This is a genomic window from Bradyrhizobium sp. Crot121, assembly GCF_059512385.1.
Map to the genome: position 1 here is coordinate 49,102 of NZ_JCAMOR010000044.1, position 16,288 is coordinate 65,389.

Genomic DNA, 16,288 nt, shown 5'->3' on the forward strand with positions numbered 1-16,288 from the left:
GGAAATCGGCGCGAATAGGGTTCTGCGTGTTGTTGTCCATCCGCGCCTTGGTAGCAACGCCCCGGATTGCCTCGAAATAGGCTTCGTGGCGCACCGGCATTAGTGCGGCATTAATCATGTCAGGGCAATTGCCCTAAATTAAGTCACATTTTCCGGTTGCATCGCGCGGCGTTTACCCGATCCAAACTGCCAAGGCCAGAGACTGTAATGCGGAAATCCGCAAGGTGACGGAATGGCTGGCAAGAAAGCGCAGGGAAGCGGGAGGAATCTGATTCCGGCGCCGGCCGTCGTCTGCCTTGTCGTGGCCATTGCGTCGGCTGCATTGGCTCTCGCAGCGTCAGCCGGTCTGGTCCCATCGAGCGATATCGGTTCGCTCGGGCCGAACCTGGTCTGGGAGCTTTTGATCGGCGGCATCGTCGTCGCCTCCTTCGTGGGCGCGATCACGCTCTCGGTGCTTTCGGCGCTGCGAAGGGTGCAGCGCATACAACTCCGGCGCAATGCCTTCGTCAGCTCCGCCCTCAACCATCTGAACCAGGGCGTGGTGATGACCGATGCGCAAAAGCGGATCGTGTTCTGCAACGACCGCTATCTCGAAATCTATGGCCTGTCGCGCTCTGACATACCGCGCAACATGACCGGGCCCGAACTGCTGGCAATGCGGCACAAACGCGGTTTGATGGATGCCACACCTGCGGAGTTCTATGTCCGGGCCGCCAGCCCCGAGGGGATGGTGACGGAATTGCCCAACGGCAAATCGGTCGTGGTCCGACATTTCGGGCTGCCCAATGGCGGATCGATCGCGACGCATGAGGACTGCACCGACCAGCGGCAACTGTCGCGCAAGCTCGCATCCACCACCCAGTTCCTGGAATCGGTGCTCGACAACGTGCCGGTCTGCGTGGCCGCGAAGAACATCGAGGACGGCCGCTACATCTTCGCCAACCGTGCCTTCGAGCGGTTCTCGCGCTTCTCGCGCGATCGCATCGTCGGCAAGCGCGCCGACGAGATCTTTAGTCCCGAGAGCGCCGCGAGCATCGCGGCCGCCGACAAGGCGGCGCTTCAAGCTCCAGAAGGCTCCTTCCGCAACGAGTTCTGGGTCGAACGTGGCCCGGAGCGGCGCATCCTCGCTTCCAACCGCGTGATCGCGCGCAGCGAGAAGGGCGAGCCGGAATTCCTGATCGCGCTGTTCGATGATGTCACCGACCGCCGTTCGCTGTCGCGGGAATTGGAGAACGCCAAGAAGTTCCTCGAACTCGTGGTCGACAACATTCCGGTCTCGCTGATCGTCGAGCGCGTCAGCGACGGCCGATATTTGCTCGCCAACCGCTCGGCTGAGACGATCCTGAACCGCCGGCGCGAGGATGCCACCGGCCTGACGGCGACGGACATCTTCAATCCGCGCGAGGCCAAGCTGATCATCGCGCGCGACGAGGCTGCGATCAAGAAACGCGGCCTGCTCACCGAGGAGCATCCGATCTCGACCAAGGACGGCTTGCGGCTATTCCTGACCCGCCGCATGACCGTGCTCGACGAGCATGGCGAGCCGCAATACCTGATCAAGACGCATGAGGACGTCACGGATCGACGCCAGACCGAATCCCGCATGGCCCATATGGCCTATCACGACGGTTTGACCGATTTGCCGAACCGCGCCGCTTTCCTGCAGGCGCTGGCGCAGATGATCGAGGCCTGTGGCGGCACCGACGAGGAATTCGCCGTGCTTTGCGTCGACCTCGACGGCCTGAAAGAGATCAACGACGTGTTTGGCCATGCGATCGGCGACAAATTGCTGATCGAGGTGGCCCGGCGCCTGCAGACCTCGGCGCGCGGCGGCGTGGTGGCGCGCCTCTCGGGCGATGAGTTCGGCCTGATCATCGACGGCAAGCAGCCGGCCGCCGGCATCGTTCTTGCCGAGCAGGTGGCGGAGGCGCTCGCCCAGGAATTCTTGATCGATGGCAAATCGGTCCGCACCGGCGTCACTGCGGGCATTTCGGTATTCCCGCACAATGGCTCGGATGCCGCCTCGCTGCTCGCCAATGCCGGCGCGGCGCTGTTCCGCGCGAAGGCGAAGTCGCGGGGCACGATCTCGATCTACGAGCCGGAAATGGACCAGCAGATCCGCGACCGGCGCGTGCTGCATCAGGATCTCTCCGCCGCGATCCGGAACGGCGAATTATCGCTCTACTACCAGCCGCTGGCCGCGGCCGGCGCAACGGTGGACGAGAGCAGGGTGATCGGTTTCGAGGCCCTGGCGCGCTGGCAGCATCCAGTGCGCGGCTTCGTTTCGCCCGCGGATTTCATTCCGCTGGCGGAAGAAGGCGGCCTGATCGTCGAGATGGGCGAATGGATCCTGCGCGAGGCCTGCCGCGAGGCCGCCTCCTGGAAGCAGCCGCTGCAGATCGCGGTCAATCTTTCTCCGGCGCAGTTCATGCACGGCGACCTTGTCAGCCTCGTGCATTCGATCCTGCTCGAAACGGGCTTGCGGCCCGACAGGCTCGAGCTCGAAATCACCGAGGGCGTGCTGATCGAGGATTTCGATCGCGGCCTGGCGCTGCTCAGGCGGCTGAAGGCGCTCGGCGTGCGCATCTCGATGGACGATTTCGGCAGCGGCTATTCCTCGCTGAGCTACCTGCAGGCGTTTCCCTTCGACAAGATCAAGATAGACCGCGCCTTCGTCATGAATCTCGGCCGCAACCCCCAATCGGCGGCGATCGTCCGCGCTGTCATCGATCTCGGTCACGGCCTGCAGATGTCGATCGTCGCTGAGGGCGTGGAAACCGAGGAGCAGCTCGGCTTCCTGGCAAAGGAGGGATGCGACGCGGTGCAGGGTTATCTGATCGGCAAGCCGGCGCCGGTCGGCCAGTACGCGGCGCTGGTGGGCAACGGCGGTAATGTCGTGGAACTGGTCCGCAAGACCGGGTAAGTCTTGCTGGACGGGTTTTCTTCACCCGCGCCTGTATCTCCTTCACGTGGGAGCGCTATGACCTTCCGGCATGGGCGTGCTCTCGTCGCGGCCGCTTAGGCCAGTCTTAACCATCGCGCTTCTTTTACTTTTTCGCCCGAGACCTCCCGCTGTAGTCTTGCAATTGATCAGTGCGGAGGATGCCGTGGATCAACGGGATTGGAGCCGCGTCGAGCAGGAACTCGGCGAATTGGTGCCAAAGGCGAACGCGTCCTTGGGCCAGCAGCCTGCGCCAGCGCAGCTCAGTTTGGCAAGTAAGACTCTGGCGTCGGGCGAGAATTCGACGGAGGCAATCCTCGAGCAGATCGCTCAGGCCCTCGAAGCCGACGGAATCGTCAGCAGGAAAAGCCCCTGAGCATCGACTTCCGATCCCATCCGGTGTGTGCGAGCGAACGGACGGCCCAAAGCGCCTTGGCAAAGTTCAAGCTCACGCAGTGCCGCGTGGTGGAACGAAGAGACGCCCGCACGCTGACGCCGACATTCAAAAGAGACCAAAGCGGACGTTCGTAAACGTTCGCTTCTGACGTGCCTCTGCGCCAATCTGTCCCGTCTTTCGCCCCTGGCCGAGGTCGGACGATGCGATACCCTGATGAAAAATTCAGGGAGGGAGCCATGTCAGCGAAACTTGATCGCCGTCAATTCATTGCTGCGGGTACGACAGCGGCAGCGATGCCGTTCCTCTTGCGCAGGGCCGCGGCGCAGGAAGCGTGGCCGTCGCGGCAAATCCGTATGATCTGCAGCTATCCGGCCGGCGGCCAGACCGACCTGCTCGCGCGCGCCTTCGGCGAATTCATCTCCAGGCAGGTGGGAAAGACTGTCGTCATAGAGAACAGAGCGGGGGCCTCGGGCTCGATAGGCGCCGCGGAAGTCGCGCGCGCGGAGCCAGATGGCCATACGATCCTGTGCTCCATCTCAACCACCTATGTGATGAACAGAGCCATGATGAAGAACCCCGGCTACGACATGGACAAGGACCTGACGCTCGTCAGCATCATCCCGGGGGCAGGGCTGCTGCTGGTCGCGAGCCCGAAGGCCGGCGTCAAGACGTTGGACGAATTCGTCGCTTTCGCGCGCAAGAGCGGCAAGGTGAACTTCGGCACCTATAGTGCGGGCTCGGCCCCGCACATGACGATCAATGAGCTCAACAAACAGTATGGTCTCAACATCGAACCGATCCATTACCGTGGCGAAGCGCCAATGTGGACGGGGCTGGCGGAAGGCACGCTCGATGTCGCGATGGGCAGCTACACGGCTGCGCAAACCGTCCTGCAGAGCAATCGCGGCGTTGTGTTCGCGGTGCATTCGAAGAAGGTCGACGCGATCCCGAACATCAAGACTTTACCTGAGCAAGGCGCGACAGCGAAATTCTTCACCGTGAGCGGCTTCACGGGCTGGGCGTTGCCGAAGGCGACGCCGCAGCCGATCGTCGACCGGTTGGCGGAACTCTGCGTGGCAGCCAATAACGATGCGAAAGTGAAGGAAGTTCTCAGCACCTTCGTGCTCGACCCGGCGCTCGGCTTTAGGGAAAGCAACGCTTTGTATCAGAGGGAATTGCCGGTCTGGATGGAGAGCGCGCAAGCGCTCGGCTTGGAACCATCCTAGACAATCTGGAGATACTAGCTGAGCGCCCTGCTTCGATCTGCCTGCTGCGACCAAGCTTCGTCGCGGCGGGATGGCCGCCGGTGCAGGCGGTCGGCGATCAGCTTTGTCGCTTTCTCGCCGCGCCCCGCGCGAAGACAGGCGACGATGAATGTGTCCTCCCAAAGCTCGCGCTGGGCGTGACTGCCGCCGATCCGCACCAGTTCCGGCATCAACGGCTCGAGGATGCGCACGGCGCCCTCGTTGTCGCCCGAGGCAAATGCCTGGATACCGCGGCAAAGACCGATCGCGGAAGCGCCGGGCGCCAGCTTGCCCTCGGCGTGCCGCGCCTCCATTTCGGCAAGCCGCGGCTCCAGAGCGCCGCCGTTGCTCGCCGCGGCAGCCAATGCGTGATGGACATCGGCAAAATGCGCCCCGGCTTTCGGGAAGAATTTCTCGCCGTAGGCGGCGACTTCCTGCCAATGCGAGTCAAGCCCGGTCCTTCCCGCCAGCGAGACCCGCCACAGCAATGAGGTGGTATCGGTCAGAATGTTCAGCGGCGGATAGGGCCGCCCCTGCGGTCTGATATGCCGCTCGTAGATGTCGAGCGCGCCGTCAGTGTCACCGTCCTCGAGCGCGATCAGTGCCAGGTGCCAGGCAAGATGTCCCTGCAAGAAGCTCACACGGTCGTGTGCCGGCAACCAGCCGGACACGAAGGTGCGGCCTTCCTTGGGATCACCCTGCTCGAACAGGGCATGCGACAGAGCGTGGGCCGCGCTGGCATTTGCCGGCTTCATCCAATAGGCGCGCTCGGTGGTATCGCGGCCGGTGATGACGTCGCCCGCCTCGGTTCGCGACCAGCCGAGATAGGTGAGGAACCACCAGTCTTCGCCATAGTCGGCAGCATAGCGCTCGCAGATCGAAAGCCGTGCCGCGTCATGGTCGGGCCGTCCCGAGAAAGCGTAGAGGCCGAAGGCGCCGAGCAGCAGCGACAGGATCAGCGCGTCGCGCGGAAATTCCGTCAGGTGCTGTTCGGCCACTTGCAATGCGTGCCTGGTCTGGCTTTCAACCACCGAGGCTACGATCTCGACATGCTGCTGCTCGCGCCGACTCGCGGCGGCGGCCAATTGCCGGGCTTTTGCCGCCTTGTCGCGGGCCGCCGCGCCTTCCATGTTGATCTGATGGACGCGGGCACGCGCCACATGGGCAAGCGCAAAATCGGGATCCTCGGCGATGGCCGCCTCAAAGGCCGCATCCGCGCCATGCCAGGCCGCAAGGATACAGTCGATGCCATCACGGTAGAGCGCCGCGGCGCGATCGGAAGCGGTCGTCAGCGGCAGGTCGTAGCGGTCCCGGTTCATCATTCGTCCTCCTGACGTGCAGGCGAAATCTAGCAGAGGCGCCTGTGACAACAATATTGCGGAAGACGCCGCGTGAGGCGGTTGAGCCAGTGGCGATCCGCCGCTAGCTTGCGGTCACGTTCGGGCTAAAGGGAATCATGGCTGAGGAACTGGCGAAGACCGCAAATAATTCGACCACGGAAAAAACTGCGCCGCGGAGGGCGACCGACATGCCGCTGCTGCGCATCGAGGGCGTGACGAAAAGGTTCGGCAACTTCACCGCGGTCAACGAGCTCTCACTCGATATCCGCGCCGGTGAATTCTTCGCCCTGCTTGGCCCGAGCGGGTGCGGCAAAACCACGCTGTTGCGCATGCTGGCGGGATTCGAGACACCGGACGAGGGACGCATCCTGCTTGCTGGTCGCGACATCGCGCAGGTGATGCCGCATGAGCGGCCCGTCAATATGATGTTCCAGAACTATGCGCTGTTTCCGCATCTCTCGGTGCGTGACAACATCGCATTCGGCCTGCGGCGCGCCGGCATGGCGCGCGGCGAGATCGCCGCCCGCGTCGCCGAGATGGTGGCGCTCGTCAAGCTCGAGGGGATGGAGAAACGCAAGCCCGACCAGCTTTCCGGCGGCCAGCGGCAGCGCGTGGCCTTGGCGCGCTCGCTGGCACGCCGGCCGCAGATGCTGCTGCTCGATGAGCCCTTGGCCGCGCTCGACAAAAAACTGCGCGAGAGCACGCAGGCAGAATTGATGGAATTGCAGCGCCGCCTTGGCATGACCTTCATCATCGTCACCCACGACCAGGAAGAGGCGATGACGATGGCGAGCCGGATCGGTGTGATGGACGCCGGCCGCCTGGCGCAGGTCGCAACCCCGCGCGACCTCTATGAGGCGCCGGCCTCGCGCTGGGTCGCCGAGTTCGTCGGCGACGTCAATCTGTTCGAGGGGCAGGTCATCTCGCGCGAGCAGGGCAGGCTGAAGGTCACGACGCGTGAAGCAGGGATCATCACGGTGGCCGAACCGCGCCAATCGGTGATGAAAGAGATCGTGACCGTCGCGATCAGGCCCGAGAAGATCAAATTATCGCGGCGTGGACTGGCGTCGGGTGCCGACGCGTTGCAAGCAATCAATCGCTTCGAGGGCGAGGTCGCGGAGATCAATTACCTCGGCGGCCTCACCGCTTACAGGATCAGGCTCGACAATGGTGCGGTGGTCCGCTCGGTGATGGCCAATACCGCGCGGCTTGACGCGGATGGCTATGGTTCGAGCGAGCGCGTGGCTGTCTGGTTCACGCCCGACGATGGGGTGGTGCTCGAGCAATGAGCACGCGCCGTATCTTTGCCCGTCCGGCGCGCTATGCCGCCATCGCGCCCTATCTCTGGATGGCGCTGTTTTTCCTGGTGCCGTTCGGCTTTGTGCTGAAGATCAGCCTGTCGCAGACCGCGATTGCGCAGCCGCCTTATACGCCGGTGTTCGACCTCGGCGAGGGATGGGTGGCGTTCAAGGCCGCGTTCGAGCAGTTGTCGCTGGAAAATTTCCGGCTGCTGCTCTCGGACAATCTCTACATCCTGTCCTATCTGCGCAGCCTCGTCGTCGCCGCGACATCGACGCTGATTCTGCTCGTGATCGGTTATCCCATCGCCTACGGCATGGCGCGGCTGCCGCAGCGCTGGCAGGGCATCGCGATGACCCTTGTCATCGTGCCGTTCTGGACCTCGTTCCTGATCCGCATCTATGCCTGGATCAACATCCTGCAGCATGACGGCTTGCTCAACCGGATCTTGCTCGCATTGCATCTGGTGCCCGGGCCTGTTGTCTGGCTGTCGACCGACACCGCGATGTATATCGGCATCGTCTATTCCTATCTGCCGTTCATGATCCTGCCGCTCTACGCCACGCTCGCGAAGATGGACCGCACGCTGCTGGAGGCCGCCGAAGATCTGGGCGCCTCGCCGCGGAAGGCCTTCTGGCTTGTGACGTTTCCGCTGTCATTGCCGGGCGTCGGGGCAGGGGTATTGCTCTGCTTCATACCGATTGTCGGCGAGTTCGTGATCCCCGATCTTCTGGCCGGCTCCAATTCGCTGATGATCGGCCAGACGCTCTGGCTCGAATTCTTCACCAATAAGGACTGGCCGGTGGCCTCGGCCGTCGCGATCGCGCTGTTGCTTCTCTTGGTGCCGCCGCTCGTGCTCTATGACCGGCTGCAGCGTCGGCAGGTCGAGGGCCGACGCTGATGGCACGTACCGTGAACCGGCTTTCGCGCTTCAACATGACCGCGCTCGCGCTCGGGCTCGCGTTCCTTTATTTGCCGATCGTGATCCTCGTGATCTTTTCGTTCAACGCGTCGCGGCTGGTGAATGTGTGGGGCGGCTGGTCGCTGCGCTGGTACATCGAGTTCTTCAATGACCGCGCCATGCTGGAAGCCGCCTGGATGAGCCTGCGCGTCGCCGCCGTGTCCGCCACATTGGCGACGCTGCTCGGCACCCTCGCGGCCATAGGCCTGGCGCGCGGCGAGCGCTTTGCCGGCCGCGCGCTGTTCTCCGGCATGCTCTATTCGCCGCTGGTGATGCCGGAGGTGATCTCGGGACTGTCACTGCTACTCCTGTTTGTGGCGCTGAACGCCGAGCGCGGCTTCTGGACGGTGACTATCGCCCACACTACGCTCACCATGTGCTTCGTCACCGTGGTGGTGCAGTCGCGCCTTGCTTCGCTCGACCGCAGCCTGGAGGAGGCCGCGATGGACCTCGGCTGCAATCCGGTGAAGGCGTTCCTGATGGTGACGCTGCCGCTGATCGTTCCCGCCATCGTCGCGGGTTGGATGCTCGCCTTCACGCTGTCGCTCGACGACGTCGTGATCGCAAGCTTCACCACCGGTCCCGGCTCGGCGACGCTGCCGATCCGGATTTATTCGGAGGTGCGGCTCGGGGTGAAGCCGGAGATCAACGCGATCTGCACGCTGGTGATCGCATTGATCGCCGTCCTGATCGTGATCGCCTCGTTCGCTTCGAAATTGTCGAGCTCCCAGGGCGAGAGCGCCGCGCCGCTGTGAGCGGTCACGACTTCACCGCGCCCGCGGTGAGGCCGCCGACCATGTAGCGCTTGAAGGCATAGTAGATCGCCGCCGGTGGCAGCGCGTAGATGAAGCCGGTCGTCATCAACAGCTCCCACGGCGAATCGTCGGCGGCGAGGAAATTGCCGAGCGCAACGGGGAGCGTGATGTCGGTGTCCTTCGATAGCAGCAGGAACGCATAGAGATATTCGTTCCAGGCCAGCAGGATGGCGTACGTGCCGACCGCGACCAGTGAGGGCATCATCAGCGGCACGTAGACCAGCCGGAACAATTGCAGCGTGGTCGCGCCGTCCATGGTCGCGGCTTCGTCGAGCTCGACCGGCAGTTTGTCGGATGCTTGCTTCAACACCCAGATCGCGTAGGGCGAGGCGATGGTCACCATCGCCAGGATCAGCGACCAGTGAGTGTTGAGCAATCCGTAATTGCCCATGGTGCGGTACATCGGCACGGCCAGGAATGCGGCCGGGATGAAATAGGTGAACAGCGCCAGGTTCATCACCGCGCGGCCGCCGGGCGTACGCAATCGCGAGATCGAGAACGCCGCTGATGTTGCGATGAACAGCGTCAGCGCGCCGGTCGCCAGCGCGATCAGGGTTGAATTGCCGAACTGCATCCAGAAATCGCGCAGGAAGTAGTGCTGCTGGCGGAACACGATCTCGAAATTGTGCAGCGTCGGATGATCGGGCCAGAGCTTGCCGGAGAACGCGTCCTCCTTTGGCGAGATCGCAAACAGGAACATGTGATAGATCGGCACCAGCGTCCAGATCAGGACGGGGATGCCGATCAGGAGCAGCTTGGCCTCGGTGCCGATCTCGCGCAGGGTGGGCAGCTTCATCGCGACAACCGTTTCATCATGAAATAGACAAGCGGCAGCACCAGCGGCAGCGCGCAGACGATCGAGGCCATCGCCAGATTGAGCTGGTCGAGCCGGAGATAGCGGATGCCGAGCGTCGACAGCACATGGGTGAGGTCGGCCGGCCCGCCGCCGGTCAGGAGGTAGACGCTGTTGAAGTCGCCGAGCGTCCAGATCATCGAGAGCAGCGTGCAGGTGACGTAGAGCGTCCGCATCGACGGCCAGGTGATGTAGCGGAATTTCTGCCAGAAGCTCGCGCCGTCGACGGCAGCGGCCTCGAACAGGTCGTTGGAGATGGCGAGCCGCCCGGTCATCAGGATCAGCGTCCAGAACGGCAGCGACTTCCAGATGTGGACGCCGATCGCCATGGTCAGCGCCACCGCCGGATCGTTGAGCCAGTTCGGGCCGTCATCGCCGGTCAGGCTGAAGATGATGTGATTGACCACGCCCCATTCCGGATTGAGCATGAAGCGCACCGACAGGATGGTCGGGATCGACGGCACCGCCCAGGGCAGGATGAACAGCACCGACAGCCACCTGATCCAGTGGCGCTGCTGGACGAAGAAGCCCGACAGGAACAGCGCGATCAGCATTTTGACGTTGATGCCGATGACGAGGAAGATCAGCGTGTTGACGGCGGCGCGCGCGAAGATCGGGTCGTGATAGAGCTCGACATAGCTTTGCGGATGGCGCGCGAGCCATAGCCCGTAACCGACGGGATAGAGCACGAAGGCCAGGAACACGAGCAGATAGGGCGCCAGCAGCACGATGCCCCAGACTTGCGGCGTCGACAGCCGCGCCGACAGCGGCGGGCTCGGGATCGCATGATCGGAAAGCGTGATCGCCATGTGTTACATCACGTCCTACATCGCCGTGACAGGGAGGCCGGCCGCGTCGACCGCGACCGGCCTTGTTGACGTCAGCCCGCGACCTGCTTGATGCGGGCGATCAGTTCGTCGACGGCCTTGTCCACCGGCACCTTCTCGCTGACGACGCGGTTCATGGCCTTGGCCCAGACGTTCTCGTTGTTCAGGATCGTGAACTTGTAGTTCTTGGTGAAGTCGAACGGCGTGGTGCCGCCGGTGAACTGGGTGTAGACCGCCTTGCGATGCCGGTCGGCCTGCCAGAACGGGCTCTTCTGGCCGGCGACCGTGACCGGGAACCAGCGGCCGAGCGCACCCTCGACATAAGGCCCGAGGTTCTCCTCCTGCAGCAGGAATTTGACGAACTCCTTGCCCTCGGCCTTGTTCTTGGCCGCGGTGAAGATCACGCCGGTCTTAACGTCGGAGCGGTACTTGATCGGGTTGCCGTCCGGCTTGTTGGGGAAGGAGGCTGTGATGATGGTTTCCTCATAGGCCTTCTTGCCGGCGGCGCGCTGCTCGGGCGTCAGCGCCTGGTTGTTGGAATCCTCGAACCATTTCGCCGCGATCGAGATCGTGAAGTTGTGGGTCATCACGATGGTCTTGTTGTGGAAGGCGACGTTGTTGTCCGGGTCCTTCCAGGTCGTGGAGGAGGGCGGCGTGCAGCCCTTGATGTAGGTGTCGGTGTAATCCTTCAGCGCATGGATCAGCCCGTCGCGCACCTTGGGATCATCGACCAGGAGTTTGCCGTCGTCATCGACCAGCTTGACGTCGTAGGCGTCCATGAAGGTGTAGAACGACTGGAACGAGTCGGTCGATTCCACACCCATCGGCTGGCCGACGCCGTAGATGCGGTTGCCGGTCGCCTTACGGATCGCCGGCTGCACCTTGTCGCACCAGAACGACCAGTAATCCGCCCACTTGGTCGGAATATCGCTCGGCTTGAAGCCGGCCTGCTGCAGCATGTCGCCCCAGATCTGCACATGCATGCTCTGCTGTTTCAGCGGGAAGCCGTAATAGCCCTTCTTCTTGGTCTGGTCGTTGTAGAGATAGGCAGTCTCCAGCGTGTTCGGGGCGAAGGCCGATTTCATCGGCAGCAGGATGTCGGAGAGGTCCTCGAGCTTGCCTTCGAACGCCCATTTGCCGCCGGCCTGCACGTCATACGTATCGGAATAGGCGACGTCGGGCACGGTGCCGGAATCGAGCGCGGCGACCGTCTTCGGGATCATGTCCTGGATCGCGTATTGCGACAGCTCGACCTTGATGCCGGTCTTGGCTTCGAACTTCTTGATCGCCTCGAGGAGCGCGTCATCCTCGGATTTGTAGAAGCCCTTGCCCCACCAGACCGTGATCTTCTTCTCCTGCGCCAGTGCCGGCGCGGTCGCGTGGATCAGCCCGATGGCGGCGACCGCGAAAGAAAGCACAGCAATACCCAACTTGGATTTCACGTTGTTCTCCCTGTCTTGATGCCGGTTTTTTTAACCGGTTGGATAAAAGACTAGCGCATGGCCGCGGCCTGATCCAGATGGCGCGCGCGGTTCGCCTTTGAACCACGACGAAAGTCGAAAGGTTCAATTCGGCTTGGCGTTCTCGGCCGCCGTCGGCGCTCGCGTCGGGGATGCTGCGGCATCAGAGGGCTGCTGCCGCGGGCCGCCGGTGAAGCGCTCGATCACCGAGCGCACGGTGTCGCGGGTCTTGCGGTCCTTCACCGCATCGAGCAACTGCGACGACGCCGGCGAGCGGCGGATCAGGCTTTCCGGATCCGGGAAGACCAAAGGATCGTCCCACGGACCCTGCACCACGAACGGCAGGTCAAAACCGTTGCTGCCGCTCGGCGCCGAATTCAGGCTGGCGACGCCCTTCAGATCATATTCCCTCGACGGCACCGAGGCGGTGCCGGTCAGCGTGATCTTGGCCGCAGGTCCTTCGAGGCGGATGTCTTCGGCGGTGGCGACGCCATCATTGAATCGCACGCCGATCGTCAGATTGTCGTAAGGCGTCGAGCCCGAGCGGAAATTGCCGCCGCCGGACAGCGGTCGCCGCTCCAGCCGCTTCAGAAGCTGTTCGACATTGAAGCCCGCGATCGCGCCATCATGCCCGCTCAGCGTCGCGGTACCATCGAGCGATTGCGCGAGCCCGAACGGACTGGAGCCGGACGCCGTCAGCGCGACGTTGAGGTTGCCGCGGCCGGTGAGCTTGCTGACGCCGAACAATTCGCTGGCGCAGGCCTGCAGGTCGACATCGATGAACTCGAGCTGCGCCTTTACATCGGCGATGGCATCCGACCGCGCGATCCCGAGCGAGCCCTTGGCGATGCCGCCATACATCTGCGCTTCCGCAACCGAGAGCGCGAGCGTGCCGCCGCGCAAATTGGCGCCGAGCGCCGTGCGCCCGAGCCTGGTCGAGCCGACCGTCACCCGCGCCGCCGACAGCCGCATGTCGAGGTCGGTCGCGGTGAGCGCGTTCAAATCGAACAATTGCCGGTTCCAGTCACGCTGGCCGCTCGCCAATAGGCGGAAGGTCGAGATATAGGGCGTGAAATCGAGGTTGCCGGCGGCGAGTGTCGCCTGCAGCGTCTGTCGGCCATTGTTGGCGAAGGTCATCACCCCCTCGGCGACGTTGCCGTCGAGCTCGACATTGACATTGGTGAGCGCCACCGAGCCGCCGACGAGATTGGCGCGCGCCTTTAGCGTGAAGCGGCCGAACCCGCCGCTGCCAGGCGGGGCCTGTCCCATCCAGCGCAGCGCGTTGCGCAAGGACACGCTGTCGATGGTCGCGGTGCCCTCCATCATCAGGCTGGTCCGGTTGGCGACCGTGCCGTCGAAGGCGAGCTTGAGCGGCGCGCTGGCAAGGCGCGCCTTCAGCCCCGAGCGCTCGCCTGACAACAGCGCGATGAAGTCGCTGGCGCTGATCGAGCCGTCGACGCGCTCGCCGCGCCAGTCGAACTGTCCGGTTGCGGCAAAAGAACGCGAGATCGACGGCCAGGCCAGCGACAGGTCGATGTCGCCGAGTTGCTCCCTGACATGGTTGCTCTCATCCTCATAATTGAGGATGCCGTCCTGGATGCGGATCTCTGAGAACGACATCTGGTTCTCGGCGCCGGGTTTCATCGCGCGCGCGATGGTGTCGATGAACGGCGTCCAGTTGCTGTCGCCCTTGCCGTCCCTGATGACGTGGATATGCGGTCGCAGCATCATGACGTCGGCGATCTCGAACCGCCGCAGCAATAGCGGCAGCAGGCGCAGATTGGCGGTGAGCACGTCGACCCGCAGCGCAGGGTCGATGGTCCCGCCGCCCCTCAGCCCGACGTCATGGAACGAGACATAGCTGCCGGGGAACACCGAGACATCGATATGGCCGTTGACGACGAGGTCGAGCCCGGTGACGGCGCGGATTTGCGCCTCCACCGCCTGCTGCAGGGCGTCCCGGTTCAGAAACCAGGATGTCCCGATCAGGCCAAGCAGCGCGAGGCCGAAAAACGCCGCAATCGGCATCCCCAGGCGCTTCATTCCTTGGGCCATCGTCAGTGACATATCCAGGTCGGGTTGAGGTGATCGGATCTTCGAATAAAACCGGGCAGCGCACCTGGCGCCCCTGCCAAGCCACGCAACTTGAAGGGTTTTCTTGACGCTTTCAAGGCCGTCGTCGAGGTTGTAGGCAGGTGAGATGGCGAAACGGGGCGTCATTGACGCATTGCGAAGATTTCGCCTAATAATCCCAACCAATTCCGGCCGCCGCGCCTTTTCTCGATCAGGTCCTCTTTCATGAACAAGGTCTATCCCGACGCCAAATCGGCACTCGACGGCATCCTTAAGGACGGCATGATGATCATGTCGGGCGGCTTCGGCCTCTGCGGCATCGCCGAAACACTCTCCGATGCGATCCGGGACTCCGGGGTCAAGAACCTGACGGTGGTCTCCAACAATGCCGGCGTCGACGGTATCGGGCTGAGCCGGCTGCTGGAGACACGCCAGATCAAGAAGATGATTTCCTCCTATGTCGGCGAGAACAAGCTGTTCGCGCAGCAATATCTCGCCGGCGAGCTCGAGCTCGAATTCAATCCGCAGGGCACGCTGGCCGAGCGCATCCGCGCCGGCGGCGCCGGAATCCCGGCCTTTTACACCAAGACCGGTGTCGGCACGCTGATTGCCGAGGGCAAGGAAGTGAAGGAATTCGACGGCGAGAAGTACATCATGGAGCGTGGCCTGTTCGCCGACCTCGCCATCATCCACGCCTGGAAGGGCGACACCGCCGGGAACCTGGTCTATCGCAAGACCGCGCGCAACTTTAACCCGATGATGGCGACGGCCGCGAAGATCACCGTGGCCGAGGTCGAGCATCTGGTTCCGGCCGGCGAGATCGATCCCGATCACATCCACACCCCAGGCATTTTCGTAAAGCGCATCGTCGAGGTCGGCACCGGTAAGAAGCGGATCGAGTTCCGCAATACCCGCCCGCGCCCCGCAGCCTAAATTTAGCAGGAGAGTCCCATGGCCTGGACCCGTGAACAGATGGCGGCGCGCGCCGCGAAAGAGCTGCGCGACGGCTATTACGTCAACCTCGGTATCGGTATCCCGACGCTGGTTTCGAACTACATCCCCGAAGGCATCGACGTCAGCCTGCAGAGCGAGAACGGCATGCTCGGCATGGGCCCGTTCCCCTACGAGGGCGAGGAGGATGCCGACCTCATCAACGCCGGCAAGCAGACGGTGAGCGAATTGCCGTCGACCAGCTATTTCTCCAGCGCCGATTCCTTCGGCATGGTGCGCGGCGGTCATATCGACCTTTCGATCCTCGGCGCGATGCAGGTGGCCCAGAACGGCGATCTCGCCAACTGGATGATCCCCGGCAAGATGGTGAAGGGCATGGGCGGCGCCATGGACCTCGTCGCCGGCGTCAAGCGCGTCGTAGTGGTGATGGAGCATTCCGCCAAGGACGGCCCGAAGCTGCTCAAGCAATGCTCGCTGCCGCTGACCGGCGAACGCGTGGTCGACATGGTCGTCACTGATCTGGCCGTCTTCACCATCGACAAGCATGGCAAGGACGGCATGGCGCTGGTCGAACTCGCCGACGGCGTCACGCTGGATGAGGTGAAGGCCAAGACCGAAGCCGAGTTTCGGGTGGCGCTGAAGAACACGTGATGATGGTTCTTCCCTTCTCCCCTTGTGGGAGAAGGTGGCGCGCATGAAATGTGCGACGGATGAGGGGTTGTCCCCGCGGGCGACGGTGCTCGTGGAGAGAGACCCCTCACCCAAATGAGTTTCATTGCCGACGCCGGAGTAGCCCTCTCCCACAAGGGGAGAGGGCGCATCAACGGGCACGGAGAAAGCGTCGTATCGCACGCTCTCTCCACTATTGTCGTCATTGCGAGCGCAGCGAAGCAATCCATGCCTCCGCAAGTGGCGCGATGGATTGCTTCGCTGCGCTCGCAATGACGGGGCTGGCATTCCGATTCAATTTTCAAACAGCAGTGGGGATGTGAGTTCGCATTCTCACGGCGTGTCACGCCCGTGCTTTGCTCTCGTTTCACCCTCCTCGAAAACAGAGGGCGCAGGGAAAGCCGGGTGCAGGTTGCACCCGTGGGTCCCGTGCAACAAAAAGCACGGGGGTAGGACCA

The 16,288-nt window shown here is 63.1% G+C and carries 13 protein-coding genes; 8 read left to right on the forward strand and 5 right to left on the reverse strand.

Features of this window, described 5'->3' with window-relative positions; genetic code table 11:
* Positions 1 to 232: 232 nt before the first annotated feature.
* The 3 genes from AC5ZGW_RS29910 to AC5ZGW_RS29920 all read left to right on the forward strand — a co-directional run bounded on the left by AC5ZGW_RS29910 (position 233) and on the right by AC5ZGW_RS29920 (position 4,564).
* Entirely contained in the window at positions 233 to 2,923 is a 2,691-nt protein-coding gene (locus AC5ZGW_RS29910; protein ID WP_130227427.1) for a sensor domain-containing protein, read from the forward strand.
* 184 nt (positions 2,924 to 3,107) lie between these two features.
* Positions 3,108 to 3,317 carry a hypothetical protein gene (locus AC5ZGW_RS29915; protein WP_130227428.1) on the forward strand — a complete coding sequence of 70 codons (210 nt, stop codon included), beginning with the start codon at positions 3,108 to 3,110 and terminating at the stop codon, positions 3,315 to 3,317.
* A gap of 257 nt (positions 3,318 to 3,574) precedes the next feature.
* Positions 3,575 to 4,564 carry a Bug family tripartite tricarboxylate transporter substrate binding protein gene (locus tag AC5ZGW_RS29920; RefSeq protein ID WP_130227429.1) on the forward strand — a complete coding sequence of 330 codons (990 nt, stop codon included), beginning with the start codon at positions 3,575 to 3,577 and terminating at the stop codon, positions 4,562 to 4,564.
* A 14-nt stretch (positions 4,565 to 4,578) separates the two neighbouring features.
* Here AC5ZGW_RS29920 and AC5ZGW_RS29925 read toward each other — a convergent pair whose 3' ends face one another.
* Positions 4,579 to 5,904, reverse strand: coding sequence for a tetratricopeptide repeat protein (locus AC5ZGW_RS29925; protein WP_165435328.1), 1,326 nt, complete (start codon positions 5,902 to 5,904; stop codon positions 4,579 to 4,581).
* A 134-nt stretch (positions 5,905 to 6,038) separates the two neighbouring features.
* Between AC5ZGW_RS29925 and AC5ZGW_RS29930 the strand changes: the two genes are divergently transcribed.
* Genes AC5ZGW_RS29930 through AC5ZGW_RS29940 form a run of 3 tightly spaced genes read left to right on the forward strand, consistent with a single transcriptional unit; the run spans position 6,039 to position 8,937 of the window.
* On the forward strand, positions 6,039 to 7,211 hold the full coding sequence (locus tag AC5ZGW_RS29930; RefSeq protein ID WP_463327158.1) for an ABC transporter ATP-binding protein: 1,173 nt from the start codon (positions 6,039 to 6,041) through the stop codon (positions 7,209 to 7,211).
* Positions 7,208 to 8,122, forward strand: a complete 915-nt coding sequence (locus AC5ZGW_RS29935; protein ID WP_130227430.1) for an ABC transporter permease — start codon at positions 7,208 to 7,210, stop codon at positions 8,120 to 8,122. The genes AC5ZGW_RS29930 and AC5ZGW_RS29935 overlap by 4 nt, the downstream gene beginning before the upstream one ends.
* Positions 8,122 to 8,937 carry an ABC transporter permease gene (locus tag AC5ZGW_RS29940; RefSeq protein WP_028167017.1) on the forward strand — a complete coding sequence of 272 codons (816 nt, stop codon included), beginning with the start codon at positions 8,122 to 8,124 and terminating at the stop codon, positions 8,935 to 8,937. The genes AC5ZGW_RS29935 and AC5ZGW_RS29940 overlap by 1 nt, the downstream gene beginning before the upstream one ends.
* 4 nt (positions 8,938 to 8,941) lie before the next feature.
* On the opposite strand, the gene AC5ZGW_RS29945 is transcribed toward AC5ZGW_RS29940, so the two are convergent.
* The 4 genes from AC5ZGW_RS29945 to AC5ZGW_RS29960 all read right to left on the reverse strand — a co-directional run bounded on the left by AC5ZGW_RS29945 (position 8,942) and on the right by AC5ZGW_RS29960 (position 14,192).
* Positions 8,942 to 9,793: a carbohydrate ABC transporter permease gene (locus AC5ZGW_RS29945; RefSeq protein ID WP_130227431.1), complete on the reverse strand. Its 852-nt coding sequence runs from the start codon at positions 9,791 to 9,793 to the stop codon at positions 8,942 to 8,944.
* The gene (locus tag AC5ZGW_RS29950; protein WP_130227432.1) at positions 9,790 to 10,659 is read right to left on the reverse strand and encodes a carbohydrate ABC transporter permease; all 870 of its coding nucleotides are present in this window, start codon (positions 10,657 to 10,659) and stop codon (positions 9,790 to 9,792) included. Before AC5ZGW_RS29950 ends, AC5ZGW_RS29945 begins: the two co-directional genes overlap by 4 nt.
* Before the next feature lie 71 nt (positions 10,660 to 10,730).
* Positions 10,731 to 12,119, reverse strand: coding sequence for an ABC transporter substrate-binding protein (locus AC5ZGW_RS29955; RefSeq protein ID WP_130227433.1), 1,389 nt, complete (start codon positions 12,117 to 12,119; stop codon positions 10,731 to 10,733).
* A 123-nt stretch (positions 12,120 to 12,242) separates the two neighbouring features.
* Complete coding sequence (locus tag AC5ZGW_RS29960) at positions 12,243 to 14,192, reverse strand: AsmA family protein (RefSeq protein ID WP_130227434.1); 1,950 nt, start codon at positions 14,190 to 14,192, stop codon at positions 12,243 to 12,245.
* A gap of 243 nt (positions 14,193 to 14,435) precedes the next feature.
* Between AC5ZGW_RS29960 and AC5ZGW_RS29965 the strand changes: the two genes are divergently transcribed.
* Positions 14,436 to 15,143 carry a CoA transferase subunit A gene (locus tag AC5ZGW_RS29965; RefSeq protein ID WP_028167022.1) on the forward strand — a complete coding sequence of 236 codons (708 nt, stop codon included), beginning with the start codon at positions 14,436 to 14,438 and terminating at the stop codon, positions 15,141 to 15,143.
* Positions 15,144 to 15,161: 18 nt separating this feature from the next.
* Positions 15,162 to 15,812 (forward strand): CoA transferase subunit B, encoded by a 651-nt coding sequence (locus tag AC5ZGW_RS29970; RefSeq protein ID WP_130227435.1) that lies wholly within the window; start codon positions 15,162 to 15,164, stop codon positions 15,810 to 15,812.
* The last annotated feature ends 476 nt before the right edge of the window (positions 15,813 to 16,288 follow it).

Coding starts and splice junctions, on each gene's coding strand:
- AC5ZGW_RS29965 (WP_028167022.1), top strand. CDS start 14,436: ATGAACAAGGTCTATCCCGACGCCAAATCGGCACTCGACGGCATCCTT.
- AC5ZGW_RS29920 (WP_130227429.1), top strand. CDS start 3,575: ATGTCAGCGAAACTTGATCGCCGTCAATTCATTGCTGCGGGTACGACA.
- AC5ZGW_RS29970 (WP_130227435.1), top strand. CDS start 15,162: ATGGCCTGGACCCGTGAACAGATGGCGGCGCGCGCCGCGAAAGAGCTG.
- AC5ZGW_RS29910 (WP_130227427.1), top strand. CDS start 233: ATGGCTGGCAAGAAAGCGCAGGGAAGCGGGAGGAATCTGATTCCGGCG.
- AC5ZGW_RS29940 (WP_028167017.1), top strand. CDS start 8,122: ATGGCACGTACCGTGAACCGGCTTTCGCGCTTCAACATGACCGCGCTC.
- AC5ZGW_RS29925 (WP_165435328.1), bottom strand. CDS start 5,904: ATGATGAACCGGGACCGCTACGACCTGCCGCTGACGACCGCTTCCGAT.
- AC5ZGW_RS29960 (WP_130227434.1), bottom strand. CDS start 14,192: ATGGCCCAAGGAATGAAGCGCCTGGGGATGCCGATTGCGGCGTTTTTC.
- AC5ZGW_RS29935 (WP_130227430.1), top strand. CDS start 7,208: ATGAGCACGCGCCGTATCTTTGCCCGTCCGGCGCGCTATGCCGCCATC.
- AC5ZGW_RS29950 (WP_130227432.1), bottom strand. CDS start 10,659: ATGGCGATCACGCTTTCCGATCATGCGATCCCGAGCCCGCCGCTGTCG.
- AC5ZGW_RS29945 (WP_130227431.1), bottom strand. CDS start 9,793: ATGAAGCTGCCCACCCTGCGCGAGATCGGCACCGAGGCCAAGCTGCTC.
- AC5ZGW_RS29930 (WP_463327158.1), top strand. CDS start 6,039: ATGGCTGAGGAACTGGCGAAGACCGCAAATAATTCGACCACGGAAAAA.